Here is a 23,897-nt window from a genome sequence, read left to right on the forward strand (position 1 = left end):
GGGCTGCTGCAACCTAACGCCTGCTATTGATGCTTTACACCGCATCCTAATGCAGCAGTTGTACAGAAAACTTGTTGCTCATCATGGTACGCCCATCGTGCCACGTCCATAGTGCGCGCCATTCGTGAGCGTTCGCCAGCTCTAGCGCCTGCTGTGTGGGCAGTGCCGAGAGCGCGGTCGCTGCGCCTATCGCCTGTTCGGTGCTGGGCGCCAGCACCCATAGTCGATCGCCGACACCTGCTGCCATGCTCACCAGCGTGCGATGATCGATCGACACCGGCTTCCCTACCGGCAGCGCTACTTGCCAGCGCCCGCCACGTGCGCGCATTACGCCATTGATTTCGATACGGTAGTCGGTGAGGTTCAGCGCTTCGAGCGTCCCTTCGACGCTGTTTATTCGGGCGCTGGCAAACCGCGTTTGGCGCGCGCGCTGTTGCTGCAACGGCTCAAACGGAGTTGGCTTTGGTGCACAAGCGTGGGCTAACCTCTGATAGTGCGGCACGCTGTCTTCTACGATATTGGCGGTCGCTGCCGCGCTAGTATCGGCAGCGGAAGGCGTTGCGGGAAGGTACACAGGGCAAGGCTGCTGGCGATCGATATACCAATGCACTTGGGTGTCGGAAACCGTTGCTGAAGGCGTAAATGCAGCGGCAGCGGCCACCGCCAGCTGTTCAACCTGCTGGGTGTCGAATGCGTGATCGAGCGCTCGCTTGATATCGGTCACCCGCTCCGGGGGATAGTCACCCGGTAACGTTAGACGGTAGCCGCCATCCTCTAGCGCACCGGCAATACGCAGGATTTGCGGCGGCTTGGCGGGATGGTAAAGAAAAGCCGCGAAGCCTGCTGCCATCCCCACGTTGAGCACTACAAGAAGTATCAGCGCTATTACCAGCTTACGCATCGCACCCCTCGAACACCGCAGATTGTAGGCATCATGACCGTCCCTCACTTTCTATCAATACCGCGTCATACTAGCCGATAACCCGACACTATCGCACCATCGTCCATCATTGGAATTAAGGCTGCTCCCCTGCACCTGGCTAACGCCGACAGTCGTAGTAACACTCGCACAGCATGCAAGGCATACCAGCGGGTCTGGGGTCTGGGGTCTGGGGTCTGGGGTCTGGGGTCTGGCGGCTGGCGGCTGGCGGCTGGCGGCTGGCGGCAGCGTCACGCAGTACCGCAGCGGCGATCAACGCTCGCCCTCGCCGCAGCGCATTCGCTTCGCCGGCGTTCGAGGACATCGCCTTTACGCCATCGGATGGGTATGATGCAGGGCTATCGTATCCAAGCAGTAAGCACCGTCTGCTTCACGAACTCATTGTGTGCGTCGTCTCACACGGCGCCTTTTGTTGGACTCAACGCTCGGTATCCCATCGTCCATGTCTGTCAGCGCCTCTGATACTGTCTCGCTTCTGCATCCGCCCCATGCTCGTGACGCCTCTCGCGTTAGCTATTGGCAACAACCCGCTGGTAGTGCTGAAGCACTGGCGCTGGCGCGGCTCGCCGAGCAGATCGACGGCCCGCTGCTGATTATTACGCCAGACACCGCCACTGCGCAGCGATTAGAGGCCGATCTCGAGTTTTACGCAGCGCCGTCACTGCGCGTGCTCGCGTTTCCCGACTGGGAAACACTGCCCTACGACAGCTTTTCACCTCATCGCGATATCGTCTCGGCCCGCTTGCGCACCCTTCGCGCGTTGCAAAATAATGCCGCTGATATCGTGCTGGTACCGGTCAATACGCTAATGCAGCGCTTGCCGCCTGCCGATTTCGTGGCGGTGCAGGCACTCCAGTTGAAGGTGGGCGAGTCACTGGATCGTGAGCAGTTTCGTGCGCAGTTGGCGCGCAGCGGCTACCGCGCTGTCGAAACGGTATTCGAGCCGGGCGAATACGCCTTTCGCGGGGCGCTGATCGATCTTTACCCGATGGGCGCCGAGCATCCGCTGCGTATCGATTTATTCGATAGCGACATCGACACGCTGCGCACCTTCGACCCCGAAACCCAGCGTTCGCTTGACCGCATTGAGCAAATCGAATTACTGCCCGCCCACGAATACCCGCTCACTCCAGAAGCCATCGCGCGCTTTCGTGAAGGTTTCGAAACCATGTTCGACGTGGACCCCAGGCGCTCGCCGCTTTACGTCGATGCATTGGCGGGCATTCCGTCACCGGGGCTTGAGCAGTATCTGCCACTGTTTTTCGAGCACACCGCCAATCTGTTTGAGCACATCGGCAAGGGCCTGAGCGTCGCGCTGCTGGCCGGCACCTATGAAGCCGCCGAAAGCCACTGGACGTCGATCACTTCACGTTATGACAATCTCGCCGTCGATCCCACCCGACCGCTGCTAACGCCGGCTAATGCCTTTATTCCGGTGGCTGAGCTGTTTGCCGCCATCAAAGCGTATCCGCGCGTGCAGTTGGTCGATCAACCCCACCCTCACGCCGCGCATTTTGCTGTTGAAGCCTTACCAGAAGTAATGCTCGATCCGCGTAGCAGCAAACCGCTTAACAAGCTGGAGCAGTACCTTAGCCGGTGTCGTGAACGCAGCATGCGCCTGTTGCTGGTGGCCGAAACGCGTGGACGCCGAGAATCACTTGAGGAAACGCTGGCACCTCTGGCGCTGAAACTGCCGATTGTGGATAGCTGGCAAGCGTTTCTCTCGAGCGACGACGAACTGATGCTAAGCGCTGGTTCGGTCTCCAGCGGCATGGCGATTGCCGATGAGCAGATCGTGGTTATCACCGAAAACGAGCTGTTTGGTGAAGTGGTACGCCAACGCCGCCGTCAGACCAAGGCCACCGATGACAACGAACTGGCGGTGCGGCATTTGTCGGAACTGCAAACAGGCGCTCCGGTGGTTCACCGCGCACACGGCATCGGTCGCTATCTCGGCCTTGAGATGATCGACGCGGGCGGCCAGCGCGCCGAGTTTCTGGCGCTGGAGTACGCCGGCGGATCGAAGCTGTACGTACCCGTCGATGCGCTCGATCAGATTTCACGCTATACCGGCGCCTCCGACGAACATGCCCCGCTCAGCAAGCTGGGCAACGATCAGTGGGAGAAGGCGCGCCGCAAGGCGGCCGAACGCATTCGTGATACTGCTGCTGAGCTGCTCGATGTGTACGCCCGACGCGAGGCGCGTGAGGGGTTTGCCTGCCCGCCGCCCGATGCCGACTATCAACGCTTCGCGGCGGCGTTCCCGTTCGAGGAGACCCCCGACCAGCGCGCTGCCATCGATGCGGTGATCGGCGACATGACCGCACCGCAGCCGATGGACCGCGTGGTGTGTGGGGATGTTGGCTTCGGTAAAACCGAAGTCGCCATGCGCGCGGCCTTCCTGGCCGTACACGCCGGGCGACAGGTGGCGGTATTGGTGCCGACCACGCTGCTGGCGCAGCAGCACTATGACAACTTCCGCGATCGTTTCGCCGATAGCGCCATCAATATCGATCTGCTGTCGCGCTTTAACAGCGGCAAATCGCAAGACAAAGCGATTGAGCGCCTGCGCGAGGGCAGCACCGATATCGTGATTGGCACCCATAAGCTATTGGGGCGCGGTGTCGAATTCGGCAATCTGGGGCTGGTGATCATCGATGAAGAACACCGCTTCGGGGTAGGTCAGAAGGAGCGTTTGAAGGCAATGCGCGCGGAGGTCGACATTCTCACCATGACCGCCACGCCGATTCCTCGCACGCTGTCGATGGCGATGAGCGGCATGCGCGACTTGTCGATTATCGCCACCCCGCCGCCGCGTCGACTAGCGGTCAAAACCTTCGTGCAGCAGCGTAATAATGGCATTTTGAAAGAAGCCATTTTGCGAGAGATTCTGCGCGGCGGGCAGGTGTACTACCTGCACAATGAAGTCAAAAGCATTGAAAGCGCCGCAGAAAAACTGGCTGAGCTAGTACCGGAGGCACGTATTGGCATCGCCCACGGCCAACTTGCCGAGCGCGGACTTGAGCGCGTGATGAGCGACTTCTATCACAAGCGCTTCAATCTGCTGGTGTGCTCGACCATCATCGAGACAGGTATCGACGTTCCCAGCGCCAACACCATTATTATCGAACGCGCCGACAAGTTTGGTCTGGCGCAGCTTCACCAGCTGCGCGGCCGCGTCGGGCGCTCTCATCATCAGGCCTACGCCTATCTGCTCACGCCGCCGCCGAAGCAGATGACCAGCGATGCCATCAAACGGCTCGAAGCGATTACCCAATCCGACGCGCTTGGCGCGGGATTCAATCTGGCCAGCCACGATCTTGAAATTCGCGGTGCGGGTGAGCTGCTGGGAGACGAACAGAGTGGCCAAATCGAAACGATTGGCTACGGGCTTTACATGGAAATGCTCGACCGCGCAGTCAACGCCATTCGTGCCGGCAAAACGCCTAACCTGGAAGCCCCGATTAGCGAAGGAGTGGAGATTGGCCTCGGCGTGCCCGCGCTGATTCCCGACGACTACCTACCGGATGTGCAGCAGCGATTGGTGATGTACAAGCGTATCAGCAGTGCGCAAAACGACAGCGAACTGCGCGAGCTACAGGTCGAGATGATCGATCGCTTCGGGCTGCTGCCCGATTCGGTGAAAAACCTGTTCAGGCAGGCACGTTTGCGCCCGCTGGCTGAATCGCTGGGCATCACCCGTATCGAGGCGGGGCCAGAGCGTGGTCGAGTGATGTTCGGCAGCCAGCCGGCCATCGATGCTATGGCGCTGGTGGGACTGATTCAACGCGAGCCTGCGCGCTACAAGCTGGATGGCGCACAAACGCTACGCTTTTTCGCTGACATGGAAGCCGCTGAAGAACGCTTCAAGTGCGTGGAAGCCTTGCTGGAAAAGCTCAGCAAGCATCGCATCGAGCGCTAGCTGCCGATTGCCAATCCGAAGAGACGCTGGGCGAGCGTTGCTGATACCGCGGCTAGCCATGGCGAGTATTGGCTTGGCCGCGGCTACTGCGGCTGACTGACCAGCTCGGCGATGTCGTCGAGCGCCTGGGCAGGGTCGATACCGACCGGCAGCACCAGGTAGCGCGGCCTGACGCTCGGCGCGAAGAGTGCTTCGAAGTGCGCCAGGCGCCCTTCTCTTGCCAGCGTTTCACCGCGGCTTAGCACGTATTCATTGACCGCCCTTGCCAAGCCGCCCGCACGCCCTTTACTGATCTGTGCCACTGGCAAGGTGGCAACGCTCAGCTCGGCGTATCCTTCTAGGGCCAGGCTGCGCATCATTGCGCATAACAGCCAATCCAGCGAATGTTCACACAGCCCCGGCAGCCAGCGCACCAGATCAATCACCACCCGCGGCGCGCCCCCAGCTTCCATCACACTGGCGAACGCCAGCACTTTACCGTCATGGCTTACCGTTGCGATACGGAAATGCTGCAGGTAGTGTGCATCGAAGCGACCACACGAGTAACGCCGTTCATTGATGCCCTGCTCGGTTACCCATTGATCAGAAACCTCTCTTAGCGCCTGCAGCGGTGCCTCGCCCGCTGCGTAAAGGGCGAAGCTGAGCCCCTGCTCGCAGCCTTCACGCCACACGCTAGACAACGCCTGCTCGGTAGCTGCGTCGCGCTGTGTTGCATCGAGCGTGACCAGATGCTCCTGTGCCACCTTGACGGCAATTTGCCCCGCCTGCTGATAGAGCGCTAAATCTTCGTGATGCGCCAGATAGATGAGCGGCGTCAGGCCGCGCCGTTCGCCAAGGTCGCGGAAATCCCATACCAGCCCTGCGCGGCACGCGGTAGCGCCCACAGGATCACACAGGGCGACCAGATAACGATGGTGCTGGCGGTAGGCAATGAAGGCGTTTTTCTTCTTATTGAACAGCAGCGACTTGCCACCGGTCGCCAGCAGCATGCCTTCTGGCTGACGCGATTTACCGACAATCGCCAGCGCTCTCTCGACCGCCTTGGGAGACGCCGGCAGCAATGGCTTCACCGGACGAAGCAGCCACCACAGGGTAATCCCGAACAATAGCAGTGCACTGATGACCACTCCCTGGAACGCGCGCGACAGCAGCACATCGTAGTCAGCGTGCCACCACAGCGCGCTGGCAAGCGGCGTGCCGCGGTGGGAAAGCAGCATCAGCCACGCGCTGACCAGCACCACCCCCACACAGGCCAGCACAAAACGCCACGACAGCGGCATCGACAGCAGTGCGTTATCGCGATAGAAGGCGCTGCGAAAGACCAGCAGCGCCAGCAGCGAAGGAATAATTAGCGCCAGATCAACGACGTCGACACCCTTGATTAGCGCACAACCGCCACCCACCAGCAGCGTCAGCACCGACCAGCGCCATGCGCTTGCCATGCGCCGCCCCAGTCCGCGCGCTAGCACCAGCGATACCAGCCCTAGTACGCTCAAGGCCAGCGTCGCTACCTCGAGTAACGCCGCCGGTGCCCAGCGCGATACAAAACCAGCGAACAGCGTGGCCTCGGGAGCCACGTTCGACAACAGCTCGGTAATCCCCACCGCAAACAGCATCAGCGCCAGCATCGGCGCGACCAGACTTATCACCGTGCCGTCCGACAACCGATCGGCAATCTTTCTGGCTTCATTGATCAGCAGCGCGATAAAGGCCAGTAGCAGCGGCAGCAGCACATAGATAACCCGATAAAGCAGCAGCGCCGCGGTTAGTTCGGCCGCCCCAACCTGCCCCGAGAAGGCCGACAGAATGATGGCTTCAAACACACCGATGCCGCCCGGCACGTGGCTGAGCACACCGGCGGCTAGCGCTAGCAGATACACCAGCAGGAAGGTGGCGAACGGCGGCGCATTCGGCAGCAGCAGATAGAGCACCGCAGCGGCGCAGGTAACGTCCGCCAGGGTAATCACCAACTGGAACAACGACAGCCTCAGGCTAGGTAGCCGCCACAGCGATCTGCCCAGTTTGTGCATGCGCGCGTCGGGGGCGGGACACTCCGGCTGACGGGCGCGATACAGCAGCACCAGCGCGATCACGTAGAGGGCAATGACGGCATAGCCGATGGCAGCCACCGCCCAATGCGGAAGATGCAGGGCTTGCGCGGCAGTGTCCTGGTGGATCAGCGCCGCCACCGCCGCCAGCGGCGGCAGCGTTACCCCCAACGCAAGGCTGACAAATACCGACATTCGCGCGACATCAGGCGCGTGCAGCCCCTGCGGGAAGTAGAGTCGGCAGCGCACTGCTCCGCCCGACAGCATCGACAAGCCGATCGCATTGCCTACCGCAGTGGCGCAGCTTCCCCCTAACATCAGCAGCGGCCAGCGCAGTTTGACACCGGCGAAACGCGCCGCCGACCATTCGTATAAGACCAAGGCCCCATAGCTGCCTAGCGCCGCCAGTAGCGAGCCTAGCACCGCATAGAGCGGCACCTGCGCCAGCGAAGCACGCACTAGACGCGCATCGATCTCTGACAGCATGTGCCAACACACCGCGAGCGCACCGATCAGCACAATCAGCGTGGTAACAATGCCCAGCACCTGACGATACGGCGCTATGCGCCGCTGCCAGCGCAGCAGGCGAATACGCAGTCTGGTGCGGGTGCGGCGTCGATTGCTAGAGGTTTTGCTCATCTGCGCCTGTCTTCAACATCGTTCAATGGGCTCGCGTAACGATGGGGTGCGCCATTAGAGAAGTGCTCAATTACAGCCCCTTGGGCGCATAGATACCGGGTGCGTTGCGCCAATAGCCCTTGTAGTCCATGCCGAAGCCGAACAGAAAACGGTCGGCCACGGACAGTTCGCAGAAGTCGGCCTTCAGATTTTGCTGGGCTTTACGGTCGTGATTCTTGTCGACCAATACCGCCGTTGTCACCGATGCTGCACCAGCCTGCTCGCAGTGGCGCTTAATAGCGCACAACGTAGCGCCCTCATCGAGAATATCGTCAACGATCACCACATGACGTCCCGCGATGGGCGTTTCCGGCGACACTCGCCAAAACAGCTCACCACCGCGCAGCTTGTCACGGTAACGAGTGGCGTGCAGATAATCGATTTCGAGGGGAAAGTCGAGCCGCGTCAGCAAATGCCCAGAGGTAATCAAGCCGCCATTCATCACGCAGAAAAACAGCGGCAGCTTATCGCCTAGTTGCTCAGTGATCTGCTCAGCCATACGATCCAGAGCGGCTTCGATGGCTGTCTGGGGAATCAGGCAATCGGCGTGCTGCTTGAGCGTGCGCATTTCGTCACGAAGGTTTTCTAAGGCGGTCATGAAAGCAATCTGGCAGTGGTTGGAAGTGAAATAAAAAGACGGAGCGCTGCGTTGGCAGCCTCCGTTGTAGTGCTAGGATACCACTCAATAGCCGTACTGAGCAGCCAGCGCGGTTAAACTATCGTGCGCGTGCTGCCAGCGCGGCAGCGCCTTGAGCACATCCAATGAAGGCAGCGGCTGGGTACGACGCAGCGCTGCGAGGCGCGCGGCCCGCTCATCCTCTGGAGCAACGCTATCGAGCACCGCACGCGCAGCGTCGCGATCATTGCACACCAACACTGCATCACAGCCCGCTTGCAGCGCTAGCTGAGCGCGCTCTACCGGCCCACCGGCGAAACTTGCACCATGCATCGATAAATCATCGGAGAGAATCGCACCGCTGAACCCAAGCGTATTGCGTAGATAATCGAGCCAGGCAGCGGAGAAGCCGGTCGGATTAGGATCGAAGGCGGGATAGCGCACGTGGGATGGCATCACCGCCGTCAGACGCGAGGCCAACTCAGTAAATGGAATCAGATCGTGAGCTTCAAGCGCCGCCAGCGAGCGCTCGTCAACCGGTAGCTCGAGATGAGAGTCTGCTTCAACCCCACCGTGACCGGGAAAATGCTTGCCTACCGACGCCATACCCCCCTCTTCGAAGCCATCGAGCAGCGCACCGGCCAGCGTGCTGACCTGTGCCGGCACCGGCGAAAACGAGCGCTCGCCAATCACCTTGCTGAGTTTCTCATCAACATCCAACACCGGCGCAAAGGAGAAATCGACACCGCAGGCTGCCAACTCTTGCGACATTAGCCAACCGCATTCGTGCACCAATGCCAGCGTTTGCTGCGGTTGTTCTGGATAGCGATGGCCAAAGGCGCACATGGGCGGCAGCGAGGTCAGTCCTTCACGCAGCCGCTGCACCCGTCCTCCCTCATGATCGACGCTGATCAGAATATCCGGACGCTGACTGCGGATGGCGTCGCACAGCGCTCGACACTGCGCGGGCGATTCCAGATTGCGTGCAAACAGCACCACGCCGCCCACCGAAGGATGCTCGAGCAGTGCGCGATCACTGTTATCGAGGGTTGTAGAGGCCACGTCGATCATAACGGGACCGAGAGCAACGCTCATGGCCATTCTCCTGACAGATAAATATCTGCGCTATTCTAGGCGCTGGCCGAAAGGGAGTCGAGGCACCCACAGTGGCCGTTAAAACTCCCGGCAAGCGCAGCGCTCGGCGCTCAATAAAACAGAGGCATCGCCCTACTGACCACATAAAGAGCGAACCATTCCCTGTTCGCGTCACCTTTATTAGTTCGGCCTGCGGTGGCGCAAAGTGCACTCATTCGTTGCCCGAGCCGTCTTTCGTGATTCGGCGACGACTGCGCAAAGTGCACTCATTCGTTGCCCGAGCCGTCTTTCGTGATTCGGCCACGACTGCGCAAAGTGCACTTATTCGTTGCCCTTTCCCTAATTCGTGATTCGGCCTGCGACATATAAAGCGCAGCCATTAATGATGCGTCGCCCGCTACTCCCCCTTGCGTTAGCGATAATACTGGATACAATTACAGTCATGGATTCCGCTTAGGCCAAACCGCTATGACCAAACCGCTTACTCGCCGCCAACAAGAAGTACTGGACCTGATCACCGGTACTCTGGCTACTCACGGTTACCCCCCCACTCGCGCGGAAATTGCGCAGGCGCTGGGGTTTCGCTCGGCCAATGCTGCTGAAGAACACTTGAAGGCGCTCAAGCGCAAGGGCGTGATCGAAATGATCCCCGGCGCTTCGCGAGGTATTCGCGTGGTCAATCAGGAGCCTGCCAGCGATGCTGCCGCTAACGAGCCCATCGAAGAAGCACAAGGGCTCGCCGTTATCGGTCAGGTGGCCGCAGGCAGCCCAGTACTGGCGACCGAGCATATTGATCGCTACTGCCCGCTGCCGGCCGACTTCTTCTCACCGCGAGCCGACTATCTGCTGCGCGTTAAGGGGCTGTCGATGCGCGACGCCGGCATTCTCGATGGCGATCTGCTGGCGGTTCACCGCACCAGCGAGGTGCGTAATGGTCAGATCGTGATTGCCCGGATTGGCGAAGATGTTACCGTCAAGCGCTTCGAGCGCTCCGGCAAGGAGATACGGCTGCTGGCAGAAAACCCTGACTTCGAACCGATCATCGTCGATCCCAGCGAAGGGTTTGATATCGAAGGGGTTGGCGTGGGCATTATCAGGGGCGACAACGGCCAAGGACTGCACTAATAGCCGTGAGGCACTGTACGGCCGGTGTGATCGCTGCGGCGGTGCGGCCGGCCGGCACCAATGCAGCATGGAGGGTCGCTCATCCACCCAGGACAAAGCGCCCTGCTATCTGCGCAACGAATAATCTGCCATGCGTCGTTTCGCAAAGCGCGTCGTTCGCTTACAGCGACAAAACGGCAATAAAAAAGGCAGCGTGAAAACGCTGCCTTTTTTGTCGCGTCGGCGTTGCTATTGGCCCAGCAGTGGCGACACGATGCAGAGACTTGCCGATGTGCTTCAGTGCACGGTGGTGTGATCATCCACTTCTTCGATCACGTCGCCTTCGTCCCACAGTCGAGTGCGCGTGATGGCGTGATCGATCATCTCCTTGGCCACCTGAAAGCGCGAGGTGCGCAGCAACTCAAGTGCTTCAGAGGAAAAACGCACCGACACCAGCGCATCTCCGGCGCCTTCGGAAGGACGGAGGACAACTTCACCATCGGCCAATTCCACAATTTCCAGAATAGCGGTATCGGACATTTCATCACCTCGTCCTGTTGATCAATAGGCGGTGCGGGCAAGCATCCGGCGGACGAATGCCGCGGAGCAGCGATCGAAGGTTCGCTTGGCAAGCGCCATTAAAGAGCGCGCAGCGGTACCCGTCACCGAGCGATGGTGTTTTCTCAACGGAATCGCATCATCGAAAGGAGACGTATTCTATCACCACGTTAAGAATAGCGACAGATCACCATTCGAGGCTACTCTCCCGCAGCTCGTTTAGCAGCGCTTTTAAACGCTGCAAACAGTGCTCCAGTGACAGCTTTTGTGCATCGCTCGCAATGGTGGCGCTGCCAGCCGCGTAAGCGCCGGAAGCTGCCTGAGGTGCATAGAGCGGATGATCAAACAGCACCGATAGCTCACCGCCCGGCAGCAGCTGCTGCGACAAGCGGCGCAGCTCGGCGCTGTCATCAGCGTGCTCGCGCAGGTACGAGCGCCAGTCGTCGACGACCGTTCCCGCTGGCGAACATTCGATAACCGCAGAGTGTAGCGCAGCGTCGATCAGCGCCGTGGCAGCCTGCTCCAACGCCTGCGCACGTACGGCGGGAGGCAGCTCGGCATTGCTGAGCCCACTGCTCGAACGGCGCTCTTTCAACACCACCTCGGCGTGATAGAGAAGTTCGTGAGTGCGGCGGCGCTGCTCCATAACGATTGCCCTCTATGACTTGGCCGGTTTGCGCTTATCTTCGACCTGCCAACGTCCATCATCGTACGTTGCGCGCCAGCCGCTCGCCTTGCCCGCGTCATTTTCGGTCATCACGTATTGCGCCTTCGCCTTACGTGAAAAACGGATTTGCGCAGGGTGCCCGTCGGGATCGGCCTCGGGTGCGTCCAGCAGGAAGTGATACTTCTCGGGCAGCGCTTCGCGATGCGGCTTCAGCTCCATGACCAGCGGCGCCCGCGTCTCGCGGTTCTTGGGAAAGCCACTGGCGGCAAGGAACAGCCCGCTGGCACCGTCGCGCAGCACGTAGTGATCATCGACCTTCTGACACGCCAGCTCCGGCATATCGATCGGGTCCATCTTGGGCGGCGCAGGCTCACCGCTGCGCAGCAGTTTACGGGTGTTGGTGCAGGCCTCATTGGTGCAGGCGAAATACTTGCCGAAACGCCCCGAGCGCAGCTGCATTTCCGAACCACACTTATCGCACTCAAGGGTGGGCCCTTCGTAGCCCTTGATCTTGAAGGTACCCTCTTCGATGGCGTAATAGCCGTCATCGTCGTTGCTTAGATGGAGTTTGCGGTGCTCATCGATCAGGTAGCTGTCCATTGCGTTGCCGGTGTGCGGATTACGCCACCGCGCACGCAGCGCATCGGTTTCCGCCTCTTCGCCGGCATCGGCAGGCACCACTTCATCGCCGGGAATCAGATCGATGGTCTCCTTGCAGCGCTCTTTGGGCGGCAGGTTATAGCCAGAGCAGCCAAGGAATACCCCGGTCGAGCCGATGCGAATCTGCATCTTGCGCCCGCATTTCGGGCAGTCGATATCGGTCGGAATCGGCAGATTGGGGCGCATGCCATCATCGCCTTCCGCGTGGTCGAGCTTCTTCTTGAAGCCGCCGTAGAAGTCGTTGAGCACATGCTTCCACTGCACCTCACCGGTAGCGATTTCGTCAAGCTCGTCTTCCATTCGGGCGGTGAAGCCATAATCGAGCAGGTCGTCGAACGACTCGACCAACCGATCAGTGACGATTTCGCCCAGCGTTTGCGCATAGAAACGGCGGCTGTCGAGCACTACATAGCCGCGCTCCTGAATGGTCGAAATGATCGACGCATAGGTAGAAGGACGGCCGATACCGCGCTTCTCAAGCTCACGCACCAGGCTCGCCTCGGTGTAGCGAGGATTGGGCTTGGTAAAGTGCTGCTGTGGATCGAGCTCAGCGAGCGACAGCGCAGTACCTTCGGGAAGATCAGGCAGGGCCTGATCTTCTCCGCGTCCCGCCGGTGCTACCCGCGTGTAACCGTCGAACTTCAGCACGCGCCCTTTGGCGCGCAGCTCAAAGCCTTCGCTTTTGACGATCAGGTTGGTGGAAAGGTACTTGGCAGGCACCATCTGACAGGCCACAAACTGTCGCCAGATCAGCTCATAGAGTCGCTCGGCGTCGCGCTCCATACCCGACAGCTGCGCCGCCGAAAGCTTGACGTTACTGGGGCGAATCGCCTCGTGCGCCTCTTGGGCATTATCCTTGGAAGCATAGCGATTGGGCTGCTCGGGCAGATACTCGCTGCCGAAGGTGGTGCTGATATAGTCACGCGCTGCACTGACCGCATCGGCCGACAGGTTGGTCGAATCGGTACGCATGTAAGTGATATAGCCCGCCTCGTAGAGGCGCTGGGCCAGCGTCATGGTCTTGCGTACCGAGAACCCTAAGCGACCGCTCGCCGCCTGCTGTAGCGTCGAGGTAATAAAGGGTGCAGTAGGTTTGCTGGAGGTAGGCTTGTCCTGCCGTTCGCTGACCTTGAGCGCGGCCTTTTTCAGCGGCTCGATGGCGCTCAGCGTTTGCTCTTCACTGGTGGGACGGAAAGCAGCGCCGTCCTTGCGCGCCACTTCGAAGCGAATGGGTTCGCCGCCGTCGCTGACCAGATCGGCGTGTACGTCCCAATATTCTTCGGGAATAAAGGCACGAATCTCACGCTCGCGATCAACAATCAAGCGCACCGCTACTGACTGCACGCGCCCCGCCGATAGCCCGCGAGCCACCTTCGACCACAGCAGCGGCGACACCATAAAGCCCACCACGCGGTCGAGAAAACGCCGCGCCTGCTGAGCGTAGACACGCGGCATCTGCAGTTCACTAGGCGCCTTGAACGCCTGCTGAATGGCGTTTTTAGTAATTTCGTTAAACACCACGCGCTTGTAGCGCGAATCGTCGCCACCGATGGTTTCGCGCAGATGCCAGGCAATCGCCTCCCCTTCGCGGTCCAAATCGGTCGCGAGATAGACGGTGTCGGCTTTGGCGGCCAGGCGCTTAAGCTCGTCGACCACTTTTTCCTTGCCCGGCAGCACTTCGTAGTGCGCCTGCCAATCATGGTCGGGATCGACGCCCATACGGCGCACCAGCTGAGCACGGGCTTTTTCGCGCTTGTACTCAGCCTTCTGCTCGGCGCTCATCTTGCGCGTTGCAGCTGCCTGCCGCGCACGGGCAGCGGGATCACTCTTGCTGTTGGAACTGGTCGGAAGATCGCGAATATGCCCGACGCTGGACTTCACGACGAAATCATTACCGAGATATTTGTTGATGGTCTTGGCCTTGGCAGGCGACTCGACTATCACCAGTGACTTACCCATGGAACTCCGTCTCATTGTGCCGCTGACTGGGCGGACTTAACTTTATTCGGGCGCAATATGCAAAATTCAATTCGTTCACCCAGGCTGGCACGATAAAAACTGTTGCCTGCCTGAACGCTATCAGTAAAAACGTTTGGCCTTGACGCCGCGCTGGCGCACAGCAGCATATTTCGCCAGCGCTACGTTAGTCAGCCCTAACGCTTGCCAGCAGCGGGCAGCAATGCTGGCGCGCAAAAACGTGCAACGCATACAGCGTAGCTCAATACGGCAAGGGCCACCGTGAGCAACTAATGAAGCAGTTTGGTAACTGGCCTCGCCACCAGCACCGCTACACGGGCACCAAGCCTCGCTAGGCAGGGGGCCCGCGAGAAGGGTCGGATGAGCGTTAAAATTCCGCCTACCCTACCCTAGCGCTGCACAATTCGCCACAGGCAAGCCTGAATTGCCGCCAGCAGCAGCGTTTACCGGTGGCTGTGCTTAGCGTAAAGGCTCACTGCATAATGATTAGAAAAGTGGGAAACTTTCGACAGTCAGAATTCAGTTTCTCGCTAACTTTTCCCAATTCGGTTAGATTAGCGACACTTACTCAGTAATGTTACTGACAACCGCTAACGACCTTAGCACTAAGGAGATCGCTTGATGTCGACTACCCAGCACACTCCGATTCGGCGTACCAAAATTGTCGCTACCCTCGGTCCCGCGAGCGATCGCCCCGGGGTTCTTGATGCGATGGTGAAAGCCGGCGTCGACGTGGTGCGACTGAACTTCTCCCACGGCTCTGCCGACGATCACCGCAACCGCGCCGAAGCAGTGCGCAAGGCAGCGGAACAGCAGGGCCGCACCGTTGCGATTCTCGGTGACCTGCAAGGGCCGAAGATCCGCATCGCGCGCTTCAAGGAAGGCAAGGTTGTACTCGAAGAAGGCGCCGATTTCCGCATCGATGTATCGCTCAACGATGACGACGGCGATCAGCATCAAGTGGGCTGCGACTACAAGGAACTGGCCGACGACCTTAAAGCGGGTGACGTACTGCTGCTCGATGACGGCCGCGTGGTATTTGACGTGGTCGACGTCAAGCCGCCGCACATCAACTGCAAGGTCAAGGTGGGCGGCAAGCTCTCCAACAATAAAGGCATCAACAAACAAGGCGGCGGTTTGTCGGCTGCTGCGCTGACCGAAAAAGACAAGCAGGACATGAAGACCGCCATCTCGATTGGCGTCGACTACCTGGCGATTTCGTTCCCCCGCTCTGGCGACGACATGCGCTACGCGCGTGATCTGATGGGCGAAGCAGGGAAAGGCATCGGTCTGGTGGCCAAGGTCGAGCGTGCTGAAGCCGTTGCCGACAACGAAACCCTCGACGACATTATCATTGCCTCGGACGCGGTAATGGTAGCGCGCGGTGACTTGGGCGTTGAAATTGGCGATGCGCAGTTGATTGGCGTGCAAAAACGCATGATCGCACGTGCGCGCACCCTGGATCGCGTCGTCATCACCGCCACCCAGATGATGGAATCGATGATTTCCAGCCCGCTGCCGACCCGCGCCGAAGTATTCGACGTCGCTAACGCAGTGCTCGATGGCACCGACGCGGTGATGTGTTCAGCAGAAACTGCTGCTGGCGACTTCCCGGTAGAAACAATCCAGGCAATGGACCGCTGCTGTCGTGGTGCCGAGCGCGAACGCGAAGCGCAAGAGTCGAAACACCGCATGAAAGATACCTTCCATCGCATCGACGAAACCGTCGCGCTATCGGCCATGTATGCCGCTAACCATCTGGAAGGCGTGGCCGCTATCTCCTGTCTCACCGAGTCTGGACATACGCCGCTGATTGCCTCGCGCATCCGCTCGGCGCTGCCGATTATCGGACTGTCGAACAACCCCGCTACACTGCGTCGCATGGCGCTGTTCCGCGGCGTTATTCCGCTGCACTTCGACGCTGATAACTTCGACAACGCTGAAGTGAACGCGCGCACGCTGGAAACACTGGAGTCACGCAAACTGCTGCAAGAAGGCGACTTCGTGATTCTGACCAAAGGCGATCACAGCTCGGCGCAAGGCGGCACCAATACCCTGAAGATCGTTCAGGTAGGTACCGAAATCGGCTGATACAGCGACGGCCGTTTCACCTGAAAAAACGCTGCCGGGCTTGGCCCGGCAGCGTTTTTTATGCGCGGTCACACCCGCACTTGGCGGATCATTCGCACGCTGTTAGTCGGACTCTACCTCGGTAATATCGCCGCGCAAAAACGCATAGAGGTGATGAATATCCTTTTCTAGCGTGCGGGGCGTCGAGAGCGGCGGCAAATCGTCGACGGCAAAGAAATCGGCGGCGTCTGTTTCGTTATTGGCAACAAAATCGGCGGCACTGAAGCGACTGCCGGCGGCCTCATCACAGAGATAAAAAAGCTTATAGATATGGCTCGGCGACTGGTGCTTATAGTCGTGGAGATTGCGGTCGCGCAGCAGTGCCAAGCGTGGATTGACGGCTGCCAGCCCCGCCTCCTCCCAAATCTCACGAATGGCGCCGGGGCCGGGTGGCTCGGCAACATCGGCCCAGCCACCGGGAAGCGTCCAGCAGCCGTCGCGGCGCTCGCGCACCAGCAGCACGCGGTTGTCGCGAAATACTGCGCCGCGCACATCGACCTTGGGCGTCGCGTAGCCCTTCTCGGGGAAGAAAAAGTTATCGACCTTTTCAACGGGTGAGTCAGACAGCGCGGCAAACATTTGGTGCGCCAGCCGCTCTAGCTCCTGGTAGCGCTCCAACTCGAAATGGTTGTCGGTATAGGTTTGTCCGGTTTGCGCCAGCGCTCTCAACCGTTGCGCGAAGTCTACCCAGTTCTGCGCCATGCCTCTCGAAGCCTCCAGTAAATGACTACCATTACAATCAGTGTACGACCAATAACGCGCCGGCGATACCGCTATCAGAATGCCCCCAGGGCCGCGCTAGCGGGGTGAAAACAGCGCCATCAAACGCAGCGAACGCGGCCAGATGGCCGCGCTCGTTACGCATGCAGTGCCGATAAAGGTCACGCGCTGGCGGTTATTTCACCTGCCCGCCGTGGGCCTGCTTGTCAGCGTGGTAGCTTGAGCGCACCAGCGGGCCGGAGGCTACGTGGGTAAAGCCCATTTCGTACCCTTTGTCGGCATACCATTCGAAGGTTTTGGGCGGCACCCAGCGGTCGATGGGCAGGTGGCTGCGCGACGGCTGCATGTACTGCCCAATCGTCAGCATATCGACGTTGTGTGCGCGTAGATCACGCATGACCTCGAGAATCTGCTCGTCGGTCTCGCCCACTCCGACCATCAAACCGGATTTGGTCATGATATCGGGGCGCGCTTCCTTGTAGCGCTTGAGCAGATCAAGCGACCACTGATAATCGGCCCCCGGACGCACCTTGCGATACAGCGACGGCACGGTTTCGAGGTTGTGGTTGAACACATCCGGCGGCTCCTGTGCCAGCACCTCGAGCGCAACATCCATGCGGCCACGGAAATCGGGCACCAGCGTCTCGATTTCGATATTGGGGCTGCGCTTTCTGATCTCGCGAATACACTCCAGGAAGTGATTGGCACCGCCGTCGCGCAGATCGTCGCGATCCACCGAGGTGATGACCACATAGCGCAGGCGCATATCAGCGATTGCCTCGGCCAGCTCGCGCGGCTCATTTTCATTCAGCGCATTGGGACGCCCGTGTGCCACATCGCAAAACGGACAGCGGCGGGTGCAGATATCGCCCATGATCATGAAGGTAGCGGTGCCGTTGCTGAAGCACTCGCCCAGATTAGGACAGGAGGCTTCCTCACACACCGAATGCAGGCCGTGCTGGCGCAGCGTGTTCTTGATGCGAGTCACCTCCGGCGAGATCGGCATGCGAACCTTCAGCCAATCAGGCTTTTTAGGCAGCGTTTCGGTAGGGATCACCTTGACCGGAATACGCGCCATCTTTTCCGCGCCGCGCAGTTTTACCCCACGCTCAACGCGGTTGGCGCGCGCTTTGGTGCTGCTGGCGGTTGTCTCACTCATCGACTTGTCCTGGCTTATCTGTTGTATGGGCCACGCTGTCGGGCAGCTTGTCATGGTGATTCATGATCAGGCGCTGGGTAACGCCCTGCTGCGATAAGGCGTGTGCGAAGGCGGCCAACCATCGTGGCGCTTCGCTGGCACAGCTGGGTGAAGTGCTCACCCAGTCGCTTAACTGAGTCATCTTCATTCCGGCATAGCCGCATGGATCGATACGCAGGAAAGGCGCCAGATCCATGGCGATATTGTACGCGACACCGTGAAAGCTGCATCCTCTTCGAATGCGCAGCCCCAGCGAGGCGATTTTCATTTCGCCCTGCTGAGGGTGATCGACATAGACACCGGGCGCATCGGGGCGCGCATAGGCGGCTACGTCATGTGATGCGCAGGCCCCCACAATAGAGCCTTCAAGCGCTGAAACCAAGGCCCGCACGCCAATTCCCAAGCGCTTGATATCGAACAGCACGTAGGCCACCAACTGCCCGGGGCCATGGTAGGTGACCTGGCCGCCGCGATCTGCCTGCACGACCTCGATATCACCCACATCGAGCAGATGATCGGGCCGGCCGGCCTGCCCCTGGGTGAATACCGGCGGGTGCTGCACTAGCCAGATCTGGTCACGATCATCGGCACCACGGTTGGCAGTGTAGTGATGCATGGCCGCTAGCGTGCGCCGGTAAGGCATTACCCCGAGCTGATACACATCGACCTGGTGCGTTGCCGTTGCCGCTGAGAGCGACGCTGGTGCACTCATGCTAGATCACCATATGCACGTGACCGCTGGCCTTCAACGCTGCGAACAGCTCCTTGAGCTGCTGCTCGCTGGTCGCCCTGATAGTCACACGCAGCGAGCGGAAGCGGCCGTTGCGGCTATCCTGCACTGACACCGTACTTGCGTCGACACCCGGCGCAAACTGCTCAACGATGGCCAGCATTTGGGCTTTGAATTCGTCGCTGGCATCGCCAACGATCTTGATCGGGTAATCGGTCGGAAACTCGATTTTCGGCGGCAGCTGACCCGACGCCGATGAATTTTTCTCGGCACTGTCGGACATCACGACCGGCTTATCTGAGTTGGGGAACTTCATGAGGTGCTCTCCTGACGCTAACGCCAGCGTTAAACGCAATGAGCAGCGCCATGCGCTGCTCATTGATGGTTGGCTTAGAACCAACCAGTGACGGTACGAACGATGCTATCCCAGCCTTTGCGGATAAAGCCACCTTCGTCATCGGACTCAAGCGCTACCAGCGGACGGGAAGTAACAACTTCACCATCGTGTACGATGGAGAGCTTACCGAGTACCTGACCCTTGCTGATGGGCGCATTGAGATCGGACTCGAGCTCAACTCGCTGCGACAGGCCTTTCTGCTTGTTCTGCGGCAGCGTGACGTATACGTCTTTCGGGAAGCCGACCGGCACGGTAGTGCTGGCACCGCCCCACACGCGCGCATCGCGTACCACGTGGCCCGCTTCGAACAGCTTACGGGTGTGGAAGTAACGGAAGCCGTAGGAAATCAGCTTGAGCGTTTCCTGCGCGCGGGCAGATTCATTTTTGGTGCCCAGCACAACAGCGATCATGCGGCTGCCATTTTCGGTGCCCGAGGCCACCATGCAGTAGCCCGCTGCGTCGGTATAGCCGGTTTTCAGGCCATCGATGCGCTTGTCGCGCCACAGCAGCAGGTTGCGGTTAGGCTGGCGGATGCCGTTGTAGACGAACTCTTTCTCTTTATAGAGCTTATAGTGATCGGGATAGTCGTCGATGATGTGACGCGACAGCTCGGCCAGATCGTAAGCAGAAGAGTAATGGTTATCGTGGGGCAGACCGGTAGCATTGACGTAGTGCGTGTCCTTCAGACCCAGCATCTGCGCGTGCTGGTTCATCAGCTGGGCAAACGAATCCTCGCTGCCGCCGATGTGCTCGGCCATGGTAACGGCGGCGTCATTGCCCGACTGCACCACGATGCCTTGCATCAGATTGTCGATCGACACTCGCGTGTTGGGCTTGAGGAACATCCGCGAACCACCGGTACGCCAGGCATGTTCGCTCACCAGCGCCTGATCATCGCCGTGCAGACGGCCAGCGGCCATCTCGTACTCAGCGATATAGGAGGTCATCAGTTTGGTCAGACTGGCGGGCGGCAGGCGTTTGTGCTCGTCATGCGCATAGATAACGTCGCCACTGTCAGCGTCCATCAGCACCCAAGAGGTTGCCGCGACCGATGGAGGTTCGGGCATGAAGTCCTGCGGATTAACCGAAGGCTGCTGAGAATCGGGCACCGGCCCTTCGGCAGCGCTTGCCGCAGAGGCACCGGCAAAGGTCAGCAGCGCCACAAACCCAAGGTTGCGCCAGCGTTTTACTAAAATTGCGTTTTGCATCATGGCGAATATCTTCTCTCTATTATGATAGTGAAGCAGCCAGCGCCCCGCTCCGACAGTATTCGCAACGGGCAAGCGCGCTTCAAACGTTATGGCGTACCGGTCACCACCAGCGGATGACTGTAGCCCAGTGCTTCAAGTTGACGACGCGCATCTTCAACGTCAGCAGGCGAATCCCAGGGGCCGGCCTGCACGCGGTATATGCCGTTAAACGGCACCACTCTGCCGTTCACGCCCAGCTTGTCGGCCAGCGTTTGGCGCAATTGCTCGGCAGAGGAGGCATTTCCCACCGCTGCCACCTGCAAATAGGTATTACCGGAGCCGGCGGTGGGCGCTTGCTGAGGCCCAGCCGATGCACCCGAAGAGACCGCTTCAGCGGGCTCGCTTGCTTCATCGTCGGCATTCCACTGGCGCGGGTCGATGGCTTCAACCCTGACACGTGCAGTGCCTTGATTGAGATAACCAAGCTTATAGGCGGCAGCATAGGAAAGGTCGAGAATACGATCACTATGGAAAGGACCGCGATCATTTACCCTGACAATAACATGACGGCCATTCGCCAGGTTAGTCACCCGCACGTAGGTAGGCAGCGGCAGCGTTTTGTGCGCAGCGGACATGCCGTACATGTCGTAGCGCTCACCGTTGGAGGTCGCGTAGCCGTCGAACTTAGTGCCATAGAATGATGCCAGCCCAACTTCGTTGTAGCCGCTAGCGTTGTCCATCACTCGGTAGGTTTGCCCCGATACTTCATAGGTGGGGCCGTTGCCGCCTTTGGAGCGCGGCTCGACACGCGGCACAGCATCCTTCACTTCCGACAGATCGCGCTTTTCGCTGGGATAGGCGTCGGTGTCGTTGGCGTAGCGCCCTGCGTTGGGCCCGCCCCCGCCACCAGCACAGCCGGCCAGCACCACCACTGCTAACGAGGCGCCCAGCGCCGCTACAAGAGTTGAACGAGAGCCCATCAGTGCTTAAGCGCCTCTTTGATTTGTTCGGCCAATTCCGCCACCACCATGGCGTACAGATGACTTCGATTATAGAGCGTAATCACGTGGAAGTTGCGAGTGCCCAGCCACCAGTCAAGATGCCCGTCGGCGTAATCAAGGGCGATGGGAGTGACGCGTTCATCGCGCGCCAGCGGCACCAGCGATTGAATACCGTTGTCGCGCAGCTCAGCGTTCGACACGCTGGGCGCATCGATCGAGTTGATCGGCAGACCGTTGGGCGTTTCACGCTCAGGCCCTTGCGCGGGCAGCGCCACCGGCACACCCTGCACCCAACCGTGTTCGGCAAAGTAGTTGGCAACGCTACCAATTGCATCGCTTGGCTCATCGACCAGATCGCGCACGCCGTTGCCATTGAAATCGACCGCGTAGGCGGCATAGCTCGACGGAATGAACTGTGAGTAGCCGAAGGCACCGGCATAGGAGCCTTTGATCGCGAGCGGGTCGAGATGCTGTTGCTGCGTGAGCGTCAGGTAGGCTTCCAGCTCTTTGCGGAAGAACTCATGGCGCGGCGGATAATCGAAGGCGAGCGTTGAGAGCGCATCGATCACCCGAATATTGCCCTTGTTTCTGCCATACGACGTTTCAACGCCAAGAATGGCGGCGATAATTTCACGCGGCACGCCGTATTCACGCTCGGCGCGCTCGAAGTCATCAAGGTGCTCGGCGATAAACGCTACGCCCTGATTAACCCGCTGCGGCTTGATGAAAATCTGGCGGTACTGATCCCAGCGCAGATGATGTTCGGCCGGACGCGACATGGCGTCGAGCACCTGCTGGCTGCGTTCGGCGTGACTCATCACGTCCGCCAGTGCTTCAGCATCCAGATGATGGTGTTCAGCCAGTTGATCGATCATTGCGGCCACATCGGGGTGGCTATCGGGGGCGTAGCTGTGTGCATCGGCCGATGCCAGCGGAGCCGCGGACAGCAGCGCCACGGGCAGCAGCCAGCGGCGCGCTATGCGGTGCAGTAGCGGCACTATCGGCGAGGCAACCCGGGAAGAGGTAGCCGCATCATCAATCATGGTGGGGAGTTGCCTTAGCAAACCGACATTCCTGTCAGGTGATCTACATACCCACGCCCTGCTTCCTTGCAAAACGTGACGCATTACCGCGACACCAGCCTGCGCTGGGTGCCAATTGACATCAGGATACCGAACCCTGCCAGCAAGGTCACGCTGGCGGTGCCGCCATAGCTGATTAACGGCAGCGGTACCCCCACCACCGGCATCAGGCCACTGACCATGCCGATGTTGACGACGACATAAATAAAGAAGATCAGCGCCAAACTACCGGCGGCCAATCGGCCGAAGGTGTCCTGGGCGCGCGATGCCAGCATCATGCCACGGAACACCACCACCAGATAGCCAAGCAGCAGCAGGCACACGCCCACGAAACCAAACTCTTCGGCCAGCACAGCGACGATGAAATCGGTATGGCTTTCCGGCAAAAACTGCAAGTGCGATTGCGAACCGTGGGTCCAGCCCTTGCCGAAGATGCCGCCTGAACCAATCGCGGTTTTCGACTGGATAATGTTCCACCCTGCACCAAGCGGGTCGGTTTCGGGACTCAGGAAGGTCATTACACGCTGCTGCTGATAGTCGTACATGTTGAACCACAGCAGCGGCAAGGCGGCTACCACGATCAGCACGCAGATACCAATCAAGCGCCACGAGATGCCCGCAAACAGGATTACGAAGCAGCCACCGAAGGTGACCAGCATGGCGGTACCCAGGTCGGGCTGATCCATGATCAGCGCCACCGGCACCATCAGCAAAATCAGGCACACCAGCAGATCGAGCCACGACAGCGGCAGGCTGCGCATGGAGAGATAGGTTGCCAGGGTCATCGGCATGACTATCTTCATGAATTCCGACGGCTGAAAGCGCCCTATGCCGGGAATGATCAGCCAGCGCTGCGCGCCCATGGCGTGATAGCCCAACGCCGCCACTGCGACCAGCAGAGCCACCACCACCACATAGATCAGCGGTGTCCAGCGCACCATCACGGTGGGAGGAATCTGTGCGATCGCGATCATCAGCACCAGCGCCATCACGAAGCGCACGGCCTGTGCCTCGACCATGAAGGTGCTCTCGCCAGCGGCGCTGTACAGCACAATCAGGCCGCCCAGCATAATGATGCTGAGGGCCCCCACCAGCCACAGGTCGATATGCAGAGCGTCGAGTCCAAACCAGCGCGAACGTCGTTGTTTGCGTCGAATCACGCGTGTGACAGCATCGATCATGGT

The 23,897-nt window shown here is 59.7% G+C and carries 18 protein-coding genes; 3 read left to right on the plus strand and 15 right to left on the minus strand.

Annotated elements, in window-relative coordinates; all coding sequences use genetic code 11:
* Positions 1–46 precede the first annotated feature (46 nt).
* A complete protein-coding gene (locus R84865_RS01525; protein WP_435638655.1) occupies positions 47–901 on the minus strand; it encodes a hypothetical protein in 855 nt (284 codons plus the stop codon).
* A 481-nt stretch (positions 902–1,382) separates the two neighbouring features.
* Here R84865_RS01525 and mfd point away from each other — a divergent pair, with 481 nt between their 5' ends.
* The gene (gene mfd / locus R84865_RS01530) at positions 1,383–4,862 is read left to right on the plus strand and encodes a transcription-repair coupling factor (protein ID WP_435638656.1); all 3,480 of its coding nucleotides are present in this window, start codon (positions 1,383–1,385) and stop codon (positions 4,860–4,862) included.
* An 83-nt stretch (positions 4,863–4,945) separates the two neighbouring features.
* Here mfd and R84865_RS01535 read toward each other — a convergent pair whose 3' ends face one another.
* From R84865_RS01535 to nagZ, 3 genes are all read right to left on the minus strand, one after another.
* Entirely contained in the window at positions 4,946–7,549 is a 2,604-nt protein-coding gene (locus R84865_RS01535; protein ID WP_435638657.1) for a phosphatidylglycerol lysyltransferase domain-containing protein, read from the minus strand.
* Positions 7,550–7,619: 70 nt separating this feature from the next.
* Positions 7,620–8,186, minus strand: a complete 567-nt coding sequence (locus tag R84865_RS01540) for a hypoxanthine-guanine phosphoribosyltransferase (protein ID WP_435638658.1) — start codon at positions 8,184–8,186, stop codon at positions 7,620–7,622.
* 84 nt (positions 8,187–8,270) lie between these two features.
* Positions 8,271–9,299 (minus strand): beta-N-acetylhexosaminidase, encoded by a 1,029-nt coding sequence (gene nagZ / locus R84865_RS01545; protein WP_435638659.1) that lies wholly within the window; start codon positions 9,297–9,299, stop codon positions 8,271–8,273.
* A 468-nt stretch (positions 9,300–9,767) separates the two neighbouring features.
* Between nagZ and lexA the strand changes: the two genes are divergently transcribed.
* Entirely contained in the window at positions 9,768–10,424 is a 657-nt protein-coding gene (gene lexA, locus R84865_RS01550) for a transcriptional repressor LexA (RefSeq protein ID WP_435631691.1), read from the plus strand.
* Between the two features lie 276 nt (positions 10,425–10,700).
* On the opposite strand, the gene R84865_RS01555 is transcribed toward lexA, so the two are convergent.
* The 3 genes from R84865_RS01555 to topA all read right to left on the minus strand — a co-directional run bounded on the left by R84865_RS01555 (position 10,701) and on the right by topA (position 14,247).
* Entirely contained in the window at positions 10,701–10,943 is a 243-nt protein-coding gene (locus R84865_RS01555) for a hypothetical protein (protein WP_435631692.1), read from the minus strand.
* Between the two features lie 205 nt (positions 10,944–11,148).
* Positions 11,149–11,607 (minus strand): DUF6586 family protein, encoded by a 459-nt coding sequence (locus tag R84865_RS01560; protein ID WP_435636941.1) that lies wholly within the window; start codon positions 11,605–11,607, stop codon positions 11,149–11,151.
* A 12-nt stretch (positions 11,608–11,619) separates the two neighbouring features.
* The gene (topA, locus tag R84865_RS01565; RefSeq protein ID WP_435631694.1) at positions 11,620–14,247 is read right to left on the minus strand and encodes a type I DNA topoisomerase; all 2,628 of its coding nucleotides are present in this window, start codon (positions 14,245–14,247) and stop codon (positions 11,620–11,622) included.
* 639 nt (positions 14,248–14,886) lie between these two features.
* Here topA and pyk point away from each other — a divergent pair.
* Positions 14,887–16,356, plus strand: coding sequence for a pyruvate kinase (pyk, locus tag R84865_RS01570; RefSeq protein ID WP_435631695.1), 1,470 nt, complete (start codon positions 14,887–14,889; stop codon positions 16,354–16,356).
* Positions 16,357–16,458: 102 nt separating this feature from the next.
* On the opposite strand, the gene R84865_RS01575 is transcribed toward pyk, so the two are convergent.
* The 8 genes from R84865_RS01575 to rodA form a co-directional block, all read right to left on the minus strand.
* Positions 16,459–17,097, minus strand: a complete 639-nt coding sequence (locus tag R84865_RS01575; RefSeq protein WP_435631696.1) for an NUDIX hydrolase — start codon at positions 17,095–17,097, stop codon at positions 16,459–16,461.
* Positions 17,098–17,290: 193 nt separating this feature from the next.
* A complete protein-coding gene (lipA, locus tag R84865_RS01580; RefSeq protein WP_435631697.1) occupies positions 17,291–18,274 on the minus strand; it encodes a lipoyl synthase in 984 nt (327 codons plus the stop codon).
* Positions 18,267–19,025 (minus strand): lipoyl(octanoyl) transferase LipB, encoded by a 759-nt coding sequence (gene lipB, locus R84865_RS01585; RefSeq protein ID WP_435638660.1) that lies wholly within the window; start codon positions 19,023–19,025, stop codon positions 18,267–18,269. The genes lipA and lipB overlap by 8 nt, the downstream gene beginning before the upstream one ends.
* A gap of 1 nt (position 19,026) precedes the next feature.
* Positions 19,027–19,359, minus strand: coding sequence for an HP0495 family protein (locus tag R84865_RS01590; protein WP_435631699.1), 333 nt, complete (start codon positions 19,357–19,359; stop codon positions 19,027–19,029).
* A gap of 74 nt (positions 19,360–19,433) precedes the next feature.
* The gene (locus R84865_RS01595; RefSeq protein ID WP_435631700.1) at positions 19,434–20,651 is read right to left on the minus strand and encodes a D-alanyl-D-alanine carboxypeptidase family protein; all 1,218 of its coding nucleotides are present in this window, start codon (positions 20,649–20,651) and stop codon (positions 19,434–19,436) included.
* 86 nt (positions 20,652–20,737) lie between these two features.
* The gene (locus R84865_RS01600) at positions 20,738–21,610 is read right to left on the minus strand and encodes a septal ring lytic transglycosylase RlpA family protein (protein WP_435638661.1); all 873 of its coding nucleotides are present in this window, start codon (positions 21,608–21,610) and stop codon (positions 20,738–20,740) included.
* The gene (gene mltB, locus R84865_RS01605; protein ID WP_435636936.1) at positions 21,610–22,695 is read right to left on the minus strand and encodes a lytic murein transglycosylase B; all 1,086 of its coding nucleotides are present in this window, start codon (positions 22,693–22,695) and stop codon (positions 21,610–21,612) included. The genes R84865_RS01600 and mltB overlap by 1 nt, the downstream gene beginning before the upstream one ends.
* 62 nt (positions 22,696–22,757) lie before the next feature.
* Positions 22,758–23,894 (minus strand): rod shape-determining protein RodA, encoded by a 1,137-nt coding sequence (rodA, locus tag R84865_RS01610; RefSeq protein ID WP_435638662.1) that lies wholly within the window; start codon positions 23,892–23,894, stop codon positions 22,758–22,760.
* Between the last annotated feature and the right edge of the window lie 3 nt (positions 23,895–23,897).

It is taken from the genome of Carnimonas bestiolae, from assembly GCF_051251145.1.
GTDB lineage: Bacteria > Pseudomonadota > Gammaproteobacteria > Pseudomonadales > Halomonadaceae > Carnimonas > Carnimonas bestiolae.

What these genes read in the sequence shown, in the direction of transcription:
- lipB (WP_435638660.1), bottom strand. Translation starts at nt 19,025, where the DNA reads ATGAGTGCACCAGCGTCGCTCTCAGCGGCAACGGCAACGCACCAGGTC.
- R84865_RS01560 (WP_435636941.1), bottom strand. Translation starts at nt 11,607, where the DNA reads ATGGAGCAGCGCCGCCGCACTCACGAACTTCTCTATCACGCCGAGGTG.
- R84865_RS01525 (WP_435638655.1), bottom strand. Translation starts at nt 901, where the DNA reads ATGCGTAAGCTGGTAATAGCGCTGATACTTCTTGTAGTGCTCAACGTG.
- nagZ (WP_435638659.1), bottom strand. Translation starts at nt 9,299, where the DNA reads ATGAGCGTTGCTCTCGGTCCCGTTATGATCGACGTGGCCTCTACAACC.
- R84865_RS01575 (WP_435631696.1), bottom strand. Translation starts at nt 17,097, where the DNA reads ATGGCGCAGAACTGGGTAGACTTCGCGCAACGGTTGAGAGCGCTGGCG.
- topA (WP_435631694.1), bottom strand. Translation starts at nt 14,247, where the DNA reads ATGGGTAAGTCACTGGTGATAGTCGAGTCGCCTGCCAAGGCCAAGACC.
- R84865_RS01555 (WP_435631692.1), bottom strand. Translation starts at nt 10,943, where the DNA reads ATGTCCGATACCGCTATTCTGGAAATTGTGGAATTGGCCGATGGTGAA.
- lexA (WP_435631691.1), top strand. Translation starts at nt 9,768, where the DNA reads ATGACCAAACCGCTTACTCGCCGCCAACAAGAAGTACTGGACCTGATC.
- rodA (WP_435638662.1), bottom strand. Translation starts at nt 23,894, where the DNA reads ATGATCGATGCTGTCACACGCGTGATTCGACGCAAACAACGACGTTCG.
- R84865_RS01600 (WP_435638661.1), bottom strand. Translation starts at nt 21,610, where the DNA reads ATGGGCTCTCGTTCAACTCTTGTAGCGGCGCTGGGCGCCTCGTTAGCA.
- lipA (WP_435631697.1), bottom strand. Translation starts at nt 18,274, where the DNA reads ATGAGTGAGACAACCGCCAGCAGCACCAAAGCGCGCGCCAACCGCGTT.
- R84865_RS01540 (WP_435638658.1), bottom strand. Translation starts at nt 8,186, where the DNA reads ATGACCGCCTTAGAAAACCTTCGTGACGAAATGCGCACGCTCAAGCAG.
- mfd (WP_435638656.1), top strand. Translation starts at nt 1,383, where the DNA reads ATGTCTGTCAGCGCCTCTGATACTGTCTCGCTTCTGCATCCGCCCCAT.
- pyk (WP_435631695.1), top strand. Translation starts at nt 14,887, where the DNA reads ATGTCGACTACCCAGCACACTCCGATTCGGCGTACCAAAATTGTCGCT.
- R84865_RS01595 (WP_435631700.1), bottom strand. Translation starts at nt 20,651, where the DNA reads ATGATGCAAAACGCAATTTTAGTAAAACGCTGGCGCAACCTTGGGTTT.
- R84865_RS01590 (WP_435631699.1), bottom strand. Translation starts at nt 19,359, where the DNA reads ATGAAGTTCCCCAACTCAGATAAGCCGGTCGTGATGTCCGACAGTGCC.
- R84865_RS01535 (WP_435638657.1), bottom strand. Translation starts at nt 7,549, where the DNA reads ATGAGCAAAACCTCTAGCAATCGACGCCGCACCCGCACCAGACTGCGT.